Genomic DNA, 19,410 nt, shown 5'->3' with positions numbered 1-19,410 from the left:
CTATGAACATCCGCGCAACAGTTAGCCCGTTTTGCGGGTGCAAACATACAACCCTTTTGCAGTATCGCAAGCCTTTTTCTGTAAAATGTTTTAACTTTTTTGTAACGCTTTGGGTATCTTAGTGTTAAATCTGAAGGTTTTTTAACCCCCCTGCTCTTCGGTGACTTTATCCTGTTCTACTCCTATATATAAGACTCAAATCTTCTACTTCACTCAACCTCCTGCACCCGGGATAGGCGTGGAAATCCCGCAGCTCCAAGCGAGGAATTGTAACTAATAGCCCGAATTGAGGCCATCAATAATAATCTATAAAAAGAAATTCCATACAATGCCAAAGCGCAGCACTGCATCTCGGGTAGGATATCCAGGTGTGGAGAATTCGTTATTTTGGCTAAAGGCCTCCCCTATATTTTCAAACTTAAAGAATATGCGTGTTTGTCTAACCTTAGCATTAAAGAAGATATCAAACTGCGGAAAACCTCCAATCTCCTGTTGGTTCTGCACATAGAATTCTGCTAAGACCGGATCGTAGGCATCTGCCTGAAAGGATGTAAAATACTTAAAGGTAACCCCGGTTTGAAGAAACAAAGCTTTTTTAAACCAATGGTCTTGATAGTACAAGGTGTTGCGGGTAACGAAATCCGGCACCTTATATATCTCCTCATCTTGTTCGACGTTTTGATACAATATTGTATTATCCAACCCAAACTTACCCACTACAATATTTTTGGATGCTTTTATCATCATGACCTCAATAGGAGCTGCAGATTGAAATGGCTTCACAAACCCATCTTCCTCACTTCCAAAATAGGTGTAGTTACTTATTTTACGGTAACCGGCTATAATATCTAAGGTCTTTGCTGATTTCAATTTGAAGACAACTTCGTCTGTTGCGGTATTCTCAAAAGCATTAAACCAATTATAATTCACATAGTCACTTTGATAGAGTAGAAAATTATAGTTAGGTGCTACTTCCTCTTTAGCCCCCACCAACTCCATAACATCGTTGGGCGTGATGTCAAATCGCATTCCGGCACGGTACATATATCCATCAAAGTCACCAGAAACTATGGTTTCTACATCGGCAAACAAATTAAACTTGCCAAAATCACTCTGGTATGCTCCCCCTGCAATAACGGCATCTCCTTTAATACGATTAGGGATCATTATTGCATCTCCTGAGGCGTTTATTTTTGTAAGTAACGTGTTGTACCCATAATTATAGTTCACGATTTCCGTCTTAACTAATAAATTCCCAATTCCGCGTAAGGACAAATCTCCATAAAGTTGATTGCTAAAACTTTCAAATGCCACCTTATCTCTTACTCCACTGGTCACATACGATTCTCCAAAAATAGTGTTGGGTGACGTTTGAATAAATTCGTATGACTTATCGGTAAGATCCATACGATGTCCAATTCTGAATGTTGCAGCAACACTATCAGACATGTTTGATAGTTGAATCTGATGATCTAAATAAAATCGTTTACCTAATAATGTATTCTCGGCATCTTCAAAATTTACTTCTATCGCGCCACGATCATTAAATTCGTCTTCTTGTCCAATAAACTCTCCGCTATTTAAATACTGAGCCAATCCATCTTCTGACAACCCGCCATTCTCCTCATTCATTAAATCTTGAGCTACAAAATGAGCTTTTAAACTGTAACGCTTATTTGGAGTACTATAAGAAGCAGTCGATCTAAAATTACCTGAACTTGACAGTGCATGTTGATACTTACCCAAGGATCTCATTCCTTTATAAGCTATTGAGAGGTTAAGATTAGGCGATGTATTGACTGTAAAAAATGCATCCAACTGCTGACCTTGTTCAAAGGTAGTTTTAAAATAAAGTTCAGTTAAGGGTGTGGGTACATGATAATAATTGATATCCTCGACCTCCATGTAATTAAAATGTCTTGCTCTGGCTCCAAATAAGGGCAACGTATGTGGGTACTCAACCCGTTTAGCTAAACTCGTATAGGATTGTCCTACATTATTTACGGGTAGCAATTCAAAAGTATCTTGTCGCAAATAATCAAATTGATAATCTTTTTGAATAGTTAATGTAGTATCTACAAAGGTGGTATCATTGGATGCACTAATAATTTTATAATCTGTAATTGGAGGCTTTTCTTTTTCCTTTTTTTTAGTTCGCAATGATTTGCGTGAGGAGTCTGATGTTTCCTGGTTATCTGAGCTGTTAAAATTATTAACTTTCTTTTTCTGTGCTTGTACTACACAGGTCAAAAGTAATAGGAATACGAATAACAAATATCTTTTCATAGGATTGCTGAACTAAGGCAAAAATATACTTTTTTTGGTGAATTGGAATAGCATTACGGTATTTTGAAAAATCAAGTCTTTCTAATTTTATTTTCGATTTTAATTCCTTGGTGTATCTTCGTGCAATGCTAGCACATCAATTACATCCCGACTTAATAGAATGTGGTACCGATGAGGCAGGCCGCGGATGTCTTGCAGGACCTGTAACCGCTGCTGCAGTTATTCTACCAAAAGACTTTGCCAACGATTTGCTTAATGACTCTAAAAAGGTATCTGCTGTTACACGGAAGGAGCTACGAAGCTTATTGGAACAAAGTTGCCTGAGCTATGGCGTCACCCACGTTTTTATGGAGGAAATCGATACTATCAATATATTAAATGCCTCGATTACCGCTATGCAGCGGTCTATTGATAAGCTTACGCCTTTACCTGAGCATATTGCGGTTGATGGCAACCGATTCAAGTCGTTTAAAGATATACCTCACTCATGCATAATTAAGGGCGATGGTAAATATCTACATATTGCGGCGGCTTCAATACTTGCAAAAACGTATCGAGATGAGTTCATGGAAAATATACATGAGGAGTATCCGATGTATAATTGGAAAAAGAATAAAGGGTACCCAACCAAAGAGCATCGTGAAGCTATCAGAAAATATGGAATAACAAAATATCATCGTAAAAGTTTCAGATTATTGCCTGAACAGTTTGCACTAGATTTCAAATAATTATATTTGAAAATTATAATTAACATTTATTAATACTCAGATCCTTATAAATAACGTTTAAGTACCTGAGGCAAACGTTTTGAATTTTATTGACAAACCATCGCATTCTATGAAGAAACTAGTTGTTGTTTTTATTTCGTTACTTATATTTTCCTGTACAAAACAATCTGCTACCTATCACTCATTGCTAGAGTACATTCCGGCAAATGCTCAGGTTGTAATTAAAATCAATGATCTTGAGCAGGCTAAAAGCAAGCTTCTTAATAATTCATTTCTAAAAGTCAATGATTCCTTTGCTTTAGTAAATTATTTTAAGGCTTTGCCAGTAACTAAAGAATCCATTTCATCTTCTAGTCTTCTCTGCTTTTCTCCGTTAGGAAAAAATAAGTTTGAATATACATACATCACTTCACTCCAAGATGTATTACTTTCAACCGACTCGATTACAAATAAGAGTATAGAAAAACTCACCTATTCTGGTCGCGAGATCCATAAGGTTACTTCGCCCACGTCTACTTTTTACGCAGTTCAACAAGATAGTGTCCTTATAGCTTCTTCATCTCAATTACTTATCGAAAATACAATACGCACGACTAATAGGTCTAAAAATATATCCGAAGACCTGAAAAAAGCTTATGAGATTACTGATGATGCACAACCCATGTCAATATTGTTAAACGGAAAAAAACTGAATCATTTGTTGGAAAACCTGTTAGGTGACCAGCCCTCAAATCTTATTAAAAACTTTAGCGGCTGGATCTCGCTGGATACCTCTATTGAACAAGATGCAATTCATCTAGATGGTATAGCTGTTGAACGCGACTCTTTGACAAGTACAATTGGTATTTTTGACAACACTATAGCTCAAGAAAATCTTATTGCGAAAATTATACCGCTCAGTGCCGCAAACTTTGTTTCGTACACTTTTGACGATTATACTACGCTCAAGAAAAATCTTGCGATCGCTCAGGAAAGAGACATACGGGATATCGCTACCGATTTGGACGATATCTTGAATACCACTTCGGAGATCGGAGTTATTACACTCAATAAAGAGAAGGTTGTTACCCTAACCACCATAAACTCGACAACAGCACAGGAAGTACTACTAGGAGAACGCGCTGAATCGTATCGAGATATTGATATTTACAGGTATGATAATCCAAAAGCGTTATCTGGTATCCTAAAGCCTTTGATACCGGCTATTGACACTTCACTTTATTTCATTTATGGAGATTTTATTGTCCTTTCATCTTCAATTGAAGCGTTACGACTCATGATTGCGAACATTCAAAGTCAATCCGTGCTTTCTGATCAAGACTACTATATTACTGCTTTAGAAAAACTTTCTGAAGCCTCATCAATACTCGCTGTACACGATGTTCAACAATATATTAAAAAGCTTCAGGAACAAAACAGCAGTAATCAAACTAATATATGGAATTCTGTTACTTCGTCTGAATATAAGCTTTTTGTAACGCAAATAATAAAAGAAAAGGATTTTGCGCACCAGCATCATATATTTCAAAAACATATTGCAAAGGGTTCAGTTTCTTCCGTGACGCAAGTCGCGGCAACCACTTTGTCAAACAAATTACTAAACCGTCCGGTATTAGTCAAAAATCACAGAACAAAAGGATTGGATATCGCAGTACAAGATATCACCAATACCTTATATCTCATTTCATCAAAAGGAACAGTATTTTGGAAGAAACAACTGGACGGACCTATCCTCGGAGATGTACAACAGATCGACATTTATAAAAATGGCAGATATCAACTATTAGCCAACACTGCCAATACTGTATATCTAATTGATCGTGATGGCAACGCTGTGTCTCCGTATCCGAAATCTTTTATTGATGAGATTACACTACCACTAGCGTTGTTTGACTATGATAAAAGCAAACGATATAGAATTGTCATCACTCAAGGAAACAAGATTACGATGTATAATGCAAAAGGTGATATAGTAGGTGGTTTTAAATTTAGAAAAACAAAAGATCCTGTGCGCCAAACACCTCAACATATTCGAATAGGCACCAAAGATTATATTTTAATCGCTGAAAAAGGCGGTAAACTTAACATTCTTGATCGCCTTGGCAAATCCAGATTACAAGTAAAAGAATTGATCAAATTCACTAACAATTTGTGGTATAAATATAAGGACGCTTTCATTACGCTTGATGCCGATGGCAGATTGGCACAAATAGACCAAAAAGGAAACGTAACTTATGCTACAAAACTTGAATCATCAAGTTCACTGGTTGCTACTAATAAAACACTCGTAACCCTCTCAGACAACCAGCTTAAAATAAAAGATAAAACTATATCTCTGGATTTTGGAGTGTATACAGCTCCGCAACTTTTTTATCTAAACGATAAAATCTATATTTCTGTTACTGATATTCAAACAAAAAAGGTGTTTTTGTATGATAGCAATGGTGATCCGATTAAAAATTTTCCTATCTACGGAATTTCACAAATAGAAATGGGGAATATGGATAAGGACGCTTCTTTGGAAATTGTGGTACAAGGAGAAGATAATAGTTTGCTGCTCTATCAAATGAATTAAAGAGATACAGGCTGCTCTATCCTAAAAATTGCAAGAGTATAGTCTTTATCACTATATCAACACTTCTTTTTCTGTAAAATTTGATTCGAATAATACCGTAAAGTGCTTACGTAATTTCTGTTTTACGATTGTTACATCAACATATTCCTGCCCTAATTCAACATTGAGTGAAGTTACTGCCTTACCTCTTATTCCACAGGGTATTATATTATCAAAGTATCCAAGATCTGCATTTACGTTAAATGCAAAACCATGCATCGTAACCCATCGACTTGCACGAACACCCATTGCACAAATCTTACGGGCAAATGGTGTCCCTACGTCTAGCCAAACACCTGTCTCTCCTTCACTTCTAGTGCCTTTAATTCCATACTCAGCTAAGGTCAAGATGATCATTTCCTCTAACAAACGGAGGTATTTATGAATATCAGTAAAAAAATTATCTAAGTCAAGAATCGGATACCCTACAATTTGTCCGGGTCCGTGGTATGTGATATCTCCGCCTCTATTAATTTTATAGAAAGTAGCCCCCTTTTCTTCAAGTTGCTTCTCATTAAGCAACAGATTCTCCATGTCGCCACTTTTACCAAGTGTATATACATGTGGATGCTCCACAAAAAGAAAATAATTAGGTGTTGGAAGCGATAAATCCTCTCGGCGATTTTTGATTTTTAAGTCTAAAATTTCTTTAAATAATTTTTCTTGATATGCCCAAGTGACGGCATAATCTTTCAACCCCAATTCTTGCAGTTCAACAGTTGTGTTCTTCATCTACGCATTATATTCATGCTATGATTTTGGATTGTTTAATATTACTAATGCTGCAATTACTCCGGGGATCCACCCGCAAATAGTTAACAACAAAACAATTAATACTGATCCACAGCCTTTATCCAATACCGAAAGGGGTGGAAAAACGATGGCTAATAAAACTCTCCAAAAACTCATGCTTTTTATAATTTCAAAGGTACAACTTAAATCTTGTACCTTTTAGACGCAGTCTATAAAGATTTGTTACACCAAATGACGCTCGTAAAAATTTTGATTCATTTTTTTCATTATTTAAAACTAAAGAACTCTGGTCAAAGTGATTGAAAGATTACTGCATACTTTGTATCTTTGCACGCTTAAAATGGCACAATTATGCAACTATCAGAACAAGAACTCGTAAGAAGAGAGAAATTGAAAGCGTTACGAGGGATGGGAATAGATCCTTATCCTGCTGCGTTATATCCGGTTGATCAAACCTCAACATCAATTAAAAAAGATTTTGAAGAAGGTAAAAAGGTTATAATTGCAGGGAGACTCATGTCGCGACGTATTCAAGGTAAAGCTTCTTTTGCAGAGCTTCAAGATGCTGATGGTCGTATACAGGTTTATTTTAATCGTGATGAGATCTGCACCGGTGAAGATAAAACGAAATACAATGAGATTTACAAAAAACTTTTAGATATCGGAGATTTTATTGGTGTTGAAGGTGAACTTTTTAAAACGCAAGTGGGAGAGAAAACCGTGTTGGTTAAGGATTTCAAAATCTTAAGTAAAACTTTAAAACCTCTGCCACAACCTCGAACAGATGCTGATGGTAAAATTCATGATGCCTTTTCTGATCCCGAATTGCGTTACCGTCAACGTTATGTTGACTTGATCGTAAATCCTTCTGTTAAAGATGTCTTTGTTAAAAGAACCAAGCTTTTTAATGCGATGCGTGAGTTTTTTAACACCAAGGGATATTTTGAAGTTGAAACTCCGATACTTCAGCCTATTCCAGGTGGAGCGTCGGCACGACCTTTTATAACACATCATAACGCATTGGATATTCCATTATATCTAAGAATTGCTAATGAATTGTATCTTAAACGTCTGATTGTTGGTGGTTTTGACGGAGTATATGAGTTTTCAAAAAACTTCAGAAATGAAGGTATGGATCGTACTCATAATCCAGAGTTTACTGCTATGGAAATCTATGTGGCTTACAAAGATTACAACTGGATGATGGAGTTTACAGAAAACTTGGTTGAGCATTGTGCGATAGCTGTAAATGGAACTACGAATGCCACTTTTGGGAAGCATGAAATCGATTTCAAGACACCGTATGCACGTGTAACCATGACCGATTCTATTAAACATTTCACTGGTTTCGACATCACCAATAAGACTGAAGATGAAATTAGAGAGGCAGCCAAAGGCATGGGGATCGCTGTTGATGAGACCATGGGTAAAGGAAAGCTTATTGATGAAATTTTTGGTGAAAAGTGTGAAGGAAATTATATACAACCAACCTTTATTACGGATTACCCAAAAGAAATGAGTCCGTTGTGTAAGGAACATCGGGATAATCCTGAACTCACAGAACGTTTTGAATTAATGGTTTGTGGTAAAGAAATAGCAAATGCATATTCTGAGCTTAATGATCCTATAGATCAGCGAGCGCGATTTGAAGAACAGTTACAACTTAGTGAAAAAGGCGATGATGAAGCTATGTTTATCGATCAGGATTTTTTAAGAGCTCTCGAGTACGGTATGCCCCCAACATCAGGAATGGGTATCGGAATGGATCGCCTGATTATGTATTTAACCAATAATCAATCCATTCAGGAAGTATTATTTTTTCCTCAAATGCGTCCTGAGAAGAAACCTCTTGATTTAAATGATAATGAAAAAGCTATTTTTGATGTGATAAAACTCCAAAAAGAGATGGTTATTGAAGATCTTAAAGCAGCCTCGCAGTTAAGCAACAAAGGATGGGACAAAGGGATAAAGGGATTATCAAAATTAAAATTGGTCAAAGTAACTAAGATGGAAGAACAAGTAGTTGTGGAACTAGCTGAATAAAATCTTTCTTACTATTAGATATTCTAAGTGCATTCGTAAAGAGTGCACTTTTTTTAAATACTGAGGTACACATGGTTTAGAATTGAGTTATAACCATTAAATTTTTACGGGAAATAATAATAATCTATATTTGAAACGTTAAAACCAATCTATTATGCCATATTTAACTGAAGAAGAGTTGCAAGAATTACAAGTACAACTCGATCAAGCGAAAGAACAAAAACGGGTGGCCGATTACACCCATAACAAGGTTTTGCGTGACGAAAAAGAAGCTGCAAGCAAATTTAAAATAGCTACTATTATTCTAGGTATCTTAGCGTTACTTGGCGTTGCCGGAACAATCTATTTTATGACTTTTAGCACTAATAGTGGTATGGTTGCAAAAAGCGTTCACGACAAAAAAATTGAAACCTTGCAAGAAAAGGTTAATACTCTGGAAGAAAGTAATAGCGCCTTACTTGCCAAATATGAAAACGGAGATTTTCAGCAAACCGGTGAATCCTTAAGCGGAGAAACTGTGTATGCTGTTCAAATTGGTGCTTTTGAGAAAAAAGACCTTTCATTATATTCAGATGGTTTCTCAAATTTTAGAGAAATTCGAGCAGGATCCTATAATAAATATGCTTTAGGTAATTTTAAAACTTTAGAAGAAGCTAAACGCTTTAGAAGAGAATTAGTTCGTATGGGCTTTAGAGATGCTTTTATCGCTTCCTATCAAAATGATGAGCGAGTAAAAATAGAAGAGGCCTGGTAATTTGAAATTAAAATATTTACAAATAAAAAACAAGGGAGTTCTGCAGAGAACTCCCTTGTTTTTTATTCTTAATTATAAAATTTTTGCTGCTTTGGCGATTGCCGAAATGGTTTCATCCAAATCATGATACGTTAAGGCATCGGTTAGAAACCAGGTTTCAAAAGCACTCGGTGCAATATATATGCCCTGATCCAAAAGTGAATGAAAAAACTTCTTGAAGGTATTGTTATTTCCATTTGCCGCAGTTTCAAAATCTATCACCTTATCCTGATGAAAGTGCACAGAAATCATAGAACCGATTCGATTGATAGTATGTACTACATTATTTTCTTTTAATACTTTATGCATGCCATCATGCAAATATTTAGTCTTTTTGGCAAGACTCTCAAAAATTGGTGCATTATCGTTCAACTCTTGTAGCATGGTTAATCCTGCTGCCATGGCTAATGGATTACCACTCAGGGTTCCTGCCTGATATACCGGACCTATTGGAGCCAAGTAATCCATAATTTCATTTCGCGCGGCAAAAGCTCCTACAGGTAAGCCGCCACCTATCACTTTTCCAAAAGTCACTATGTCGGCATTTACATTTAGCAATTCCTGTGCACCTCCCTTGGCCAGACGAAAACCAGTCATTACTTCGTCAAAAACCAGCAAAATATCATTAGCGTCACAGATTTCGCGTAATCCCTCCAAAAATCCAGGCTTAGGAGGAATACACCCCATATTACCCGCCACAGGTTCGATAATAACACACGCTACCTCTCCCTCATTAGCTTGCACCAGATGCTTTACATCCTCAATATCATTATATTTTGCCAGTAATGTATCTTTTGCAGTTCCCGCAGTTACTCCCGGACTGTTTGGTGTGCCAAAGGTTACCGCTCCACTGCCCGCTTGGATTAAGAATGAATCACTATGGCCGTGATAACATCCTGCAAATTTAATAATTTTTTCTCTTTTAGTATATCCTCTGGCTAAGCGAACAGCGCTCATACAGGCCTCCGTTCCACTATTGACAAATCGTATTTTATCGATATTTGGCACCATAGAAACCGCTAATTCTGCAATTTTGGTTTCAATCTCAGTAGGCATACCAAAACTGGTTCCTTTTTTGGCAGTTTCCACAACAGCCTCTACAACTGGAGCATAGGCATGCCCCAATATCATTGGTCCCCATGAGTTAATATAATCGATCAATCGGTTCCCATCAGCGTCATATAAATATGCTCCCTGAGCGCGTGTTACAAAAATAGGATCTCCACCCACAGCTTTAAATGCTCTAACGGGAGAATTCACTCCTCCAGGTATTACTTTTTGTGCTTCGGCAAACAGTGCGCTACTTCTTTTATATATCATATTCTTTTACTAAAATTCATTTGTACTTTCATCGGATGTTTTTAATAACTGCCCGATAGCAATCGTATTATCCTTGAGGTTATTTAATTTCTTTAATTCTGTAACCGAAAGTTTATACCTTCTTGCGATGGAATATAAGGTATCTCCTTTCTTAACCACATAGCTCTCAGCAGTATTGTTGTTGAGATACGCATTCAATACTGCTTGTGCTTGTGGCGCGGCCGAGTGCTCTCGATCGTAAACAAAGAGTTGATAGCGTTCTATAATACTGATTAATTTGGCAGGATATTTTTTATCTGTAGCATAACCAGCTGCTCTCAGTCCATATGCCCAAGACTTATAATCATCTGGAGCGAAGGTAAATAGTTTAGCATATCGCTTACGATGTTTTAAAAACAGAGAATGATCTCTAAAAGAAAGGTTGGCCTCCTCATATTTTCTAAAACACTCTTGAGATAAATCATCATCATGATATACGCGATCTCCCTCCCAATCATGACATTTTATACCAAAATGATTGTTAGCTTTTTGTGTTAGCTCTCCATAACCGGCTCCTGATTCCAAAATCCCCTGAGCCAGTGTGATACTTGCCGGAATTCCGTACGCTTTCATTTCATGTTTTGCGATATTGGCGTATTCATAAATGTAATTTTGTACACGATCCTTATAAGAAACCGGAGGTGGAGGTACAGGTTTTACAAGTATAGTCTTTTTAGCTGCTTGTCTTTTCTGTGGAATAATGACTTTCCGCTTGACGGGTATTTCTCTATGAGTAGTAGTTCCCGCCTTACGTTTACTACCACAGGCCATTATGAATGCAACACTAAAAATTAGCAAAACAATCTTCTTCATTTTCAACATATTTTAATTTGAGGGCTATTTTTTTGCCTTAATCTATGATTTATTCCGGCTACCCCTTGTATTCCTCCTGTATGAATCGCTAAAATACGAGTATTTCTATTAAAATAATCAGTCTTGATTAAATCAAAAATACCGAACATCATTTTTCCCGTGTAGATAGGATCCAAAGGAATTTGATACGTCTTGTAAAATGTATTTATAAATGTTACCAACTCATCTGTTACTTTTCCATAGCCTCCAAAATGGTACCTATTGATTACTTTATAATTCTTCTTTGTGGTGTGTGTAAGCAGCATGTCTTCTACAAAATCTCCTTTTAGCGCGGGAAATGCTAAAACCTTTTGGTGTGGGAATGCAGTTTCAATAATTCCAGCAATAGTACCCCCTGTTCCTACGGAGCAACAAATAACATCATAATCTGCATCAGCTGCGGTTAATACTTCTTTACAGCCCTGAACGGCCAATTCGTTTGTTCCGCCTTCAGGTATAAGATAAAAAGTTCCGAATTGATTCTGAAGTTGTGTTAGTATTTCTGTACTTTCTTTTTCTCTATAGGAGGCTCTATCTATAAAATATAACTGCATTCCTTGAGAAACTGCATAACGCAAGGTTTCATTATGTAACAATGTCTTTTCCAAATTGACTCCTAGCTCCTCTCCACGTATGACCCCCACCGTTTGCATACCTACTAGTTTCCCTGCAGCCGCTGTCGCAGCTATGTGATTACTAAATGCACCTCCAAAGGTTAGAAGTTTTGTGTGCCCTTCTTTCTGGGCAGCTTTGACGTTATATTTTAGTTTTCTGAATTTATTTCCGGAAATATGTTTATGAATTAAATCTTCCCGTTTGACATGTAATGAAATTCCTTTTTCAGCCAAAAGGGTGCCGCTTACTGAATCATTTCTGCTTATAATTTTGTCTTCTAATGTGAAAGAAGGTGTCATCTACCTATATTTTAAAAAACTCCAGAATGTTCTTTTCTTAAGATATTGAAGATTACCCTCATTGCTGTAAGCCTCTCTTTCGAATGATATATTGCGGTACGCAATTTCCAGATTTTTATATTGTATTATTCTGATCAAATATTCTAATAAATAAATAAAATAAAAGGGGATTACTAAAAGTTCTCCTTGTTGTCGCAAATGTATTCTTTCGTGATTTATAAACGTAGCATCTCTCTTCAAACCCTCATTTTTAACAACAATAAACGGCCATAGCGCTACTCCCACAAAGTGACGCCCTATAAGATATTTGTTAACAATTACCGGCATATCATCGCAAGATACTATTTTTGTACCTATGAACCATTCTAAGAAAAATTTGAAACCTGAAGAAGGTGATTATTATTTGACTCCAGAAGGCTACAGATGCTTTACCGAACAATATCATCTACGCAGAGGGTATTGTTGCGAGAGCGGATGCAGACATTGTCCCTATGGTTACGATAAAAAAACGAATCAATATAAAACAGATAAATGATTTATTGTACTGGTACAATTATTGATGTTATTATATTGAAAACTAATATATTAATTTAAAAGACTACTAGGATTATGAAAGCTTTCTCTCTTTTATCGCTAATCCTTATCATAACATTGAGTTCTTGCTCTACTGTGCGCGTGGCTTCTGACTATGATAAGCAAGCTAACTTTAATAAATACAAAACATTCGCTTTTTTTAAACCAGGTATTGATAAAGCTGAAATAAGTGATCTTGATAAAAAAAGAATTCTTAGAGCTATCGAATCGGATATGCAGGCTAAGGGTTTTACAAAATCGGAAACACCGGATATGTTGGTGAGCATCTTTACCAAAACAAGAGAAAATGTCAATGTTAATCAGAACAATTTCGGCTGGGGCTGGGGTTATGGTTGGGGATGGCATCCCTGGTATTGGAACATGGGGTATAATAATGTATCCAGAACAACAGAGGGAACGTTATACATTGATTTAATTGATGCCGAACAAAAAGAATTAATCTGGCAAGGTATGGGTACAGCAGCACTTACCAAAGATGTCGACAAAAAACAGGAGCGCATTAACGAGATTGTAAATGCTATTTTAGCCAAGTATCCTCCACAATTATAAATACCTATTGCTTTTAAAATATAACATGCCCTTCGATTTATGAAGGGCTTTTTTTTGCGTACATTTAACTCACCAAACGCATTACAAATTTTGCCCTTAACCAAAAATCTTTGACACATGCGAAACTTTATTTTAGGCTCTATAGCAGCATTTATCCTAGTAGTTACATTTTTATACTTTTTCAATCAGATTCAGTCAAACTCCCAAACGTTGGAAGCATCACAACTGATAGCAGATCAAATTAAAAATACAGGTAAATTGGTTGTAAACGAAGGACATTTCTCTGAAGTTATTACCTATAAAAATGCAAAGAAATTTTATCTTGATATCCTTACGATAGAGAAAAAAGCAGTTGTAGTAGTTAATGCAAAAGTTAGTATTTCTTATGATCTACGTCAAATAAATCACAGTATCGACCAGGATACCAAAACCATCGTTTTAAGTGCCATTCCCCAACCGGAAATTGACATCAATCCAACAATCAAATATCATCACCTCGAAGAGGATTTCTTAAACCCCTTTACCTCTGAAGATCATAATTTAATTCAAAAACAGGTCAAAAAGCAGCTTTTAGCTTCTATAAAAAAATCTTCAATGCTCCAAAACTCACAAAATAGATTACTGAGCGAACTCAATCAGATTTATATACTCACAAACTCTTTGGGATGGACCTTGAAATATAACAATACCCCCATATCAAATAAAAACTTTAATGAGGCTTTTGAGCTTTAGAAGCCCATAAAATCAGTTACTTATAGACAATTTGAGCAGTTACAAAAAACAAATTGTTAAAGTTTTGATTACTAAGTAGTTTAAAACGATAAGAAATAGTTAAATATCAAGATGCAATAGCACATTTTTGTACTTTTATGATCTCAAAATTTGCGATTTCCTAAAACCCTCTTCAAAGGAAATTTATAATAGTCAATGTATGGTCATGAAAATTACTAGATTTAATTCATTTTTTATCTTACTCCTTAGCGTGATGCTTACCGCATCGGCTCAAGCTCCTTATGGTAATCCCGGAGAGCAAACTGCTGTCTTTAAAGACAGTACAGCTGCTCCCTACGGTTATTATGAGTACCTTCCGACTGACTTTATTAATGATAGTGTTAAGAAATATCCGTTATTGATTTTTTTTCATGGAAGTGCCGGTAGAGGAAATGGAAATGATGAATTGGTCAAAATACTTAATCATGGTGTTCCTCCATTAATAGAGAGAGGTCAAGAATTCGAAGCTATTATAATTTCTCCACAATCGCCCAGTTATGCTTTTGAGGGGACAGCTTCAAAATTGATGTATGATTATATTATGCAGCAGTATCCCATAGATTCTACCCGTGTCTATTTAACCGGATTGAGCTCTGGCGGAAGTAGCACATGGAATGCGCTGGATACCTACGGTGATAAAATCGCTGGCGCTATACCAATTTGCGGAGTGACTCATGTTTCAGATCCATCAGAAAGCCTGCTACAAACCGCAATATGGGCACACCATAACATCGATGATAATTTTGTGGATTACCAAGAAACTGTAATCAACGTAGATCGTATTGCTAATACTGGCATAACAGTAATGGATTCTTGCCCACATACAGAAGATGAAATTGAGCCCGAAGTGGATTACACCATGAGTTTTGATCAAACATCAAGGATATGGAACGCTGTAGAACAGGTATCTGTACCAACAGGCACCCTTGGATTCACTTTATACAAAAATGGTGGACATAATGCATGGACAAAGGTCTACGGTAATAGTATGGTATGGGATTGGCTTTTTTCTCAATCTATAACGACAGATGAAGCAACCGATGGCGAAAATACCGGTGGGGATAATGAGGGTGAAGAAGAAGAGGAAGAAGAGGAAGAAGAAGAAGAAGAAGAAGAAGAAGAAGAGGAAGAAGAGGATGAGGAAGAAGAAGAAGAAGAAGAAGAAGAGGAAGAAGAGGAAGAGGAAGAAGAGGATGAGGAAGAAGAAGAAGAAGAGGAAGAAGAGGAAGAAGAGGATGAGGAAGAGGAGGAAGAGGAGGAAGAAACTGGCGGTGAGAATCCTGATGGTGATAACCTGGGCGAAGAGGTAGCTGAGGAGATAGACAAAGAAGTTGACAAAACGTTTAACTACTATCCAAACCCATCAAGCGGAATGGTATATTTAAAAAATATTAATGCAGAAAATAGTTGGGTACAAATAATTGAATATACCGGCAAAATATTAGCGGAAGAAGCTATTGCCGAGGCAGAACAACCCATCGATTTAACGCCATATGGAGCGGGATTATATTTTCTTAGAATATTTTCTACGACTGACAATACAGAAGATAGAATTCTTAAAATTATAATTAAATAAAACGTTGCCTTCACATATATCTATTGATAAACTAAAGATACTGTTATACGGAGGCTAAAAGCACCCCTGATCAAAGGCTGTTATGTTACTATCATAAATGAGTTTACGCTACACATAACATTCTGAATAAAATTCTTAAAACGTTTTCATAAAAAAGCATCGAATTTAAATCGATGCTTTTTATTTTACATATATCCCGTCCTGAAATAAGTTGACACAATTTCAACTTACTGATGGCTTCCTGAAATTAGAACAATCATCTTTCTATTATGCTTTTTCTGTTGTATACAAATGCACATCGCGTTGAGGAAAAGGAAGTGATATATCTTGAGCTTCTAAACGTTTTTTAGCTTCTTCGATAACATAGAAATGTATGTCCCAGAAATCTTCATTTAACGCCCAGTATCTTAGTGAAAGATTAACTGAACTGTCAGCCAACTCTGATACAACCACTTGTGGAGCAGGATCCTGCATGACTTTTTCATGCTCAGTAACCAAATTCATCAAAATATCTTTGGCAAGCTTGATATTACTCTCATAAGAAATTCCGATAGTGATATTATCACGACGTTTACCTTCTTCAGAATAATTGATAATATTATCATTTGACAATTGCCCGTTGGGTATGATAGCCAGTTGATTTCCAAAAGTCAACAGCTTTGTCGTAAATATTGTTATTTCTTTAACCGTACCCGAAACACCTTGAGCTTCGATAAAATCTCCTACTCTAAAAGGTTTGAAAAACAAAATTAACACCCCACCGGCAAAATTAGCCAGCGAACCTTGTAAGGCCAAGCCAATCGCTAAACCAGCAGCACCTAAAATTGCTACCAGAGATGATGTTTTTACTCCAAATTGTGTGATCACCAAAATAACCAGCAGAACTTTGAGTCCACCGCTTACCAAATCATAAATGAACTTTTCTAAAGCGAGATCATATTCTTTTCTGTCAAAAAACCTCTTTAACATGCCTGTCAGCACTTTTATAACCCAGAGACCCACTACTAATATAACCACAGCAGCAATTAAACCGGGAATAAAATCCCAGAGCCATATTACAAACTGATCCCAATTCTCTTCTGTTAGTCCAAATCTTTCCATAAAAATCTTTTGTTTAAACAGCACAAATATTACTAATTTTAACATTTTTCACAGTATTCCGCTCGTTTAAGTTTTGTTAAAAGATCCCAATAATTTAATTCTTGACTGATGTCGGTTTTCTTTTTGCAGGAGTTGGCTTTCTTTTCGGTTTATTTTTTACATAAATAAGTTTGGCTTTTCCTTTTGATGTTTCACGCTGCTCAACCTTAAATTCCTTAATCGATTTTATTAAAGGTGTTAATTTCTGAAATCCATAATTACGGGAATCAAAATTAGGCTGTTTCTTTTGTATTAAGCTTCCGACATCACCCAAAAATGCCCAACCGTCATCATCCTCGAGATCAGATATCGTTGCAGCAATCATTTTAATTACCTTCGGAGTAATTACATCCAGATTTTCTTTTTTCTGAGGTCTCTCTTTGGTCCCGTTCGTTTCTTCAGTTCCTGGTTTTTGTTTTAAAATTTCTAAATAAATAAATTTATCACAAGCTACAATAAAGGGGTCAGGAGTTTTCTTTTCCCCAATACCATACACTTGCATAGCCGCTTCTCGTAGTCGGGTTGCCAAACGTGTAAAATCACTATCACTGGACACTAAGCAAAATCCATTAACCTTACCAGAATATAAAATATCCATAGCATCAATTATCATAGCTGAATCAGTAGCATTTTTACCGGTAGTATACCCGTATTGCTGGATAGGTGTAATAGCATTCTCGAGTAGTATATTTTTCCATTTGGTAAGATAGGGATTGGTCCAGTCTCCGTAGATACGCTTTATGGTAGGATTACCATATTTTGCAATTTCTTCCATCATCTCTTTGACGTAAAAGGAAGGTATATTATCGCCATCAATTAGAACGGCTAAGTTAACATCTTTCATAAGTTGTAATTATCTGATCGACAAATTACATATAATTATGCGGAAGATTTCAAGCTTTAAGAAAATGCAGGTTAAATTTTAAGATTTCAAACGCTTACAATAATAATTGAAAAGCTTGCTTTCCTTAAACAAAAAGGGTTGAACAATTAAAAAACTAACTACTTGCAACAACTTTAAGTCCCACAATTGATACTATTAAGGTAACAATAAAAAATAATCGCCAAAATGTAGCCGGTTCTTTAAAAATAAGAATGCCTACAAGAACAGTTCCCACCGCCCCGATACCAGTCCAGACGGCATAGGCAGTACCTATAGGCAATTCTTGTGTTGCTCTAATTAACAGCAACATACTGGCCGTTAAACATACTAAAAAGCCTATATACCAGTAGGTTGCGGTAATTCCATTGACTTCTTTTGCTCTTCCCAGACAAAACGCAAAAGCTACCTCAAACAATCCAGCGATTATTAATAGTATCCAACTCATAAGCTATCTTTTTGTTTTCTATTTATATAATTCTCAGGGTCAAAATTTATGTCATAAACTCGGCTATAGCCATTGCTATAAGCATTAATCGCTTTTTCTATTGCTTCTAAGGATTTATATTTCTTGTCGTTCTCGATTACACTTCTTCGGCTGGTAAGATACAAGGTATGTGTTCTAAAATCGTAGAAAGGGCAATAATCCATTGCCTTTGAGTTGATTTCATTTCCCAAGTTTATTGAAGTCCCCCACTTTTTATTTTTATCCCTATAACTTATATATAAATCTCCGCTACCCATCCCATCTTTTCTTTGATATGCCGTAAAAATCATAAAATCTTCTTTCGGAGAAACATAGGCGTTAAATTCATATCCTTCTGTATTAATCGTTTCAAGCGAGATTGGTGTTTTGAATTCTCCTTCCTGTAATTGACTATAAAAAATATCATCTTTTCCTTTTGTCCCGGTTCGGGTACTGGTAAAATATAAGGAGCCATTCGCTACTATAGAGGGGTAAAATTCATCGGCTTTGGTATTCACTGGTGTGCCTAAATTTATCGGATCACTCCATGATGAAGCAAGATCATCTCTTTGGACATACCAGATATCAAAATCTTTACTTTTACTTTTAATACTATCGAGAGGTCTGTTTGAAGCAAAATATAATTTTAAACCATCACCACTCAAAAATGGTTCAAGATCCATAAATTGTCCGGAAAACCGAACTAATTGTGGATTACTCCAACCCGATGCGTCCGTTTTTTGAACTCTTACTATATAAGAAAGCTCACCTAAGGGACTCTGAATTGTACAATATCCTTCTAGTCCTGATGTAGATACTGTAAAATCTCTAATATTCGTGAAATTTGTTAATGATTCTAATGTCGGATTAGCTGTTTCGCCTTTTTGACTCCAGCATGGTAAGCTTAGGAGAAGACATACATAAATAAAAACTCTACTCATAAACTGTTGTTTTCTGGTCGTTATTAAATATAATTATTTTGTGTAGTATGTTGTCATAGTATTACTGTAGGAAATCTTAGGCTCTTTTGATAATCTGACAGCAAATTTGAAAGCATTCTTTTGCAGCAGGGTTCTTCTAAATATAGTACAT

At 36.2% G+C, this 19,410-nt stretch carries 18 protein-coding genes; 8 read left to right on the top strand and 10 right to left on the bottom strand.

What is annotated here, in order from left to right:
- Positions 1-306: 306 nt before the first annotated feature.
- A complete protein-coding gene (locus BD809_RS02725; protein WP_148781416.1) occupies positions 307-2,286 on the bottom strand; it encodes a putative porin in 1,980 nt (659 codons plus the stop codon).
- 125 nt (positions 2,287-2,411) lie between these two features.
- Here BD809_RS02725 and BD809_RS02720 point away from each other — a divergent pair, with 125 nt between their 5' ends.
- Both BD809_RS02720 and BD809_RS02715 read left to right on the top strand, forming a co-directional pair.
- Positions 2,412-3,014 (top strand): ribonuclease HII, encoded by a 603-nt coding sequence (locus BD809_RS02720; protein WP_148781415.1) that lies wholly within the window; start codon positions 2,412-2,414, stop codon positions 3,012-3,014.
- A 109-nt stretch (positions 3,015-3,123) separates the two neighbouring features.
- Positions 3,124-5,589, top strand: a complete 2,466-nt coding sequence (locus tag BD809_RS02715) for a hypothetical protein (protein WP_148781414.1) — start codon at positions 3,124-3,126, stop codon at positions 5,587-5,589.
- 51 nt (positions 5,590-5,640) lie between these two features.
- Here the strand turns inward: BD809_RS02715 and lipB are convergent, their stop codons facing one another.
- Both lipB and BD809_RS02705 read right to left on the bottom strand, forming a co-directional pair.
- Complete coding sequence (gene lipB / locus BD809_RS02710; RefSeq protein ID WP_148781413.1) at positions 5,641-6,360, bottom strand: lipoyl(octanoyl) transferase LipB; 720 nt, start codon at positions 6,358-6,360, stop codon at positions 5,641-5,643.
- An 18-nt stretch (positions 6,361-6,378) separates the two neighbouring features.
- Positions 6,379-6,537 (bottom strand): YqaE/Pmp3 family membrane protein, encoded by a 159-nt coding sequence (locus tag BD809_RS02705; RefSeq protein ID WP_148781412.1) that lies wholly within the window; start codon positions 6,535-6,537, stop codon positions 6,379-6,381.
- A 195-nt stretch (positions 6,538-6,732) separates the two neighbouring features.
- On the opposite strand from BD809_RS02705, the gene lysS reads away from it, so the two are divergent.
- A complete protein-coding gene (lysS, locus tag BD809_RS02700; protein ID WP_148781411.1) occupies positions 6,733-8,424 on the top strand; it encodes a lysine--tRNA ligase in 1,692 nt (563 codons plus the stop codon).
- 154 nt (positions 8,425-8,578) lie between these two features.
- A complete protein-coding gene (locus BD809_RS02695; protein ID WP_148781410.1) occupies positions 8,579-9,178 on the top strand; it encodes an SPOR domain-containing protein in 600 nt (199 codons plus the stop codon).
- A gap of 72 nt (positions 9,179-9,250) precedes the next feature.
- Here BD809_RS02695 and hemL read toward each other — a convergent pair whose 3' ends face one another.
- From hemL to BD809_RS02680, 3 genes are read right to left on the bottom strand one after another with little or no spacing between them, the layout of a single operon-like run.
- Positions 9,251-10,537, bottom strand: coding sequence for a glutamate-1-semialdehyde 2,1-aminomutase (gene hemL / locus BD809_RS02690; RefSeq protein WP_148781409.1), 1,287 nt, complete (start codon positions 10,535-10,537; stop codon positions 9,251-9,253).
- A 9-nt stretch (positions 10,538-10,546) separates the two neighbouring features.
- On the bottom strand, positions 10,547-11,395 hold the full coding sequence (locus BD809_RS02685; protein ID WP_394348844.1) for a glucosaminidase domain-containing protein: 849 nt from the start codon (positions 11,393-11,395) through the stop codon (positions 10,547-10,549).
- Positions 11,392-12,342 carry a 1-aminocyclopropane-1-carboxylate deaminase/D-cysteine desulfhydrase gene (locus BD809_RS02680; RefSeq protein ID WP_148781407.1) on the bottom strand — a complete coding sequence of 317 codons (951 nt, stop codon included), beginning with the start codon at positions 12,340-12,342 and terminating at the stop codon, positions 11,392-11,394. Before BD809_RS02680 ends, BD809_RS02685 begins: the two co-directional genes overlap by 4 nt.
- A 355-nt stretch (positions 12,343-12,697) precedes the next feature.
- On the opposite strand from BD809_RS02680, the gene BD809_RS02670 reads away from it, so the two are divergent.
- The 4 genes from BD809_RS02670 to BD809_RS15730 all read left to right on the top strand — a co-directional run bounded on the left by BD809_RS02670 (position 12,698) and on the right by BD809_RS15730 (position 15,832).
- A complete protein-coding gene (locus tag BD809_RS02670) occupies positions 12,698-12,877 on the top strand; it encodes a DUF5522 domain-containing protein (protein ID WP_148781405.1) in 180 nt (59 codons plus the stop codon).
- Between the two features lie 74 nt (positions 12,878-12,951).
- Positions 12,952-13,485 carry a DUF4136 domain-containing protein gene (locus tag BD809_RS02665; protein ID WP_148781404.1) on the top strand — a complete coding sequence of 178 codons (534 nt, stop codon included), beginning with the start codon at positions 12,952-12,954 and terminating at the stop codon, positions 13,483-13,485.
- 117 nt (positions 13,486-13,602) lie between these two features.
- Positions 13,603-14,217, top strand: coding sequence for a DUF4230 domain-containing protein (locus BD809_RS02660; RefSeq protein ID WP_148781403.1), 615 nt, complete (start codon positions 13,603-13,605; stop codon positions 14,215-14,217).
- A 205-nt stretch (positions 14,218-14,422) separates the two neighbouring features.
- On the top strand, positions 14,423-15,832 hold the full coding sequence (locus tag BD809_RS15730) for a T9SS type A sorting domain-containing protein (RefSeq protein WP_148781402.1): 1,410 nt from the start codon (positions 14,423-14,425) through the stop codon (positions 15,830-15,832).
- 267 nt (positions 15,833-16,099) lie between these two features.
- Here BD809_RS15730 and BD809_RS02650 read toward each other — a convergent pair whose 3' ends face one another.
- From BD809_RS02650 to BD809_RS02635, 4 genes are all read right to left on the bottom strand, one after another.
- The gene (locus BD809_RS02650; RefSeq protein ID WP_148781401.1) at positions 16,100-16,933 is read right to left on the bottom strand and encodes a mechanosensitive ion channel family protein; all 834 of its coding nucleotides are present in this window, start codon (positions 16,931-16,933) and stop codon (positions 16,100-16,102) included.
- A gap of 94 nt (positions 16,934-17,027) precedes the next feature.
- Complete coding sequence (locus tag BD809_RS02645; RefSeq protein WP_148781400.1) at positions 17,028-17,816, bottom strand: NYN domain-containing protein; 789 nt, start codon at positions 17,814-17,816, stop codon at positions 17,028-17,030.
- A gap of 154 nt (positions 17,817-17,970) precedes the next feature.
- Positions 17,971-18,300, bottom strand: coding sequence for a DMT family transporter (locus BD809_RS02640; protein WP_148781399.1), 330 nt, complete (start codon positions 18,298-18,300; stop codon positions 17,971-17,973).
- Complete coding sequence (locus tag BD809_RS02635; protein WP_148781398.1) at positions 18,297-19,259, bottom strand: TolB-like translocation protein; 963 nt, start codon at positions 19,257-19,259, stop codon at positions 18,297-18,299. The genes BD809_RS02640 and BD809_RS02635 overlap by 4 nt, the downstream gene beginning before the upstream one ends.
- Between the last annotated feature and the right edge of the window lie 151 nt (positions 19,260-19,410).

Source organism: Aquimarina intermedia, from assembly GCF_008124785.1.
GTDB lineage: Bacteria > Bacteroidota > Bacteroidia > Flavobacteriales > Flavobacteriaceae > Aquimarina > Aquimarina intermedia.
This window is presented reverse-complemented; position numbering and strand designations above follow the sequence as displayed.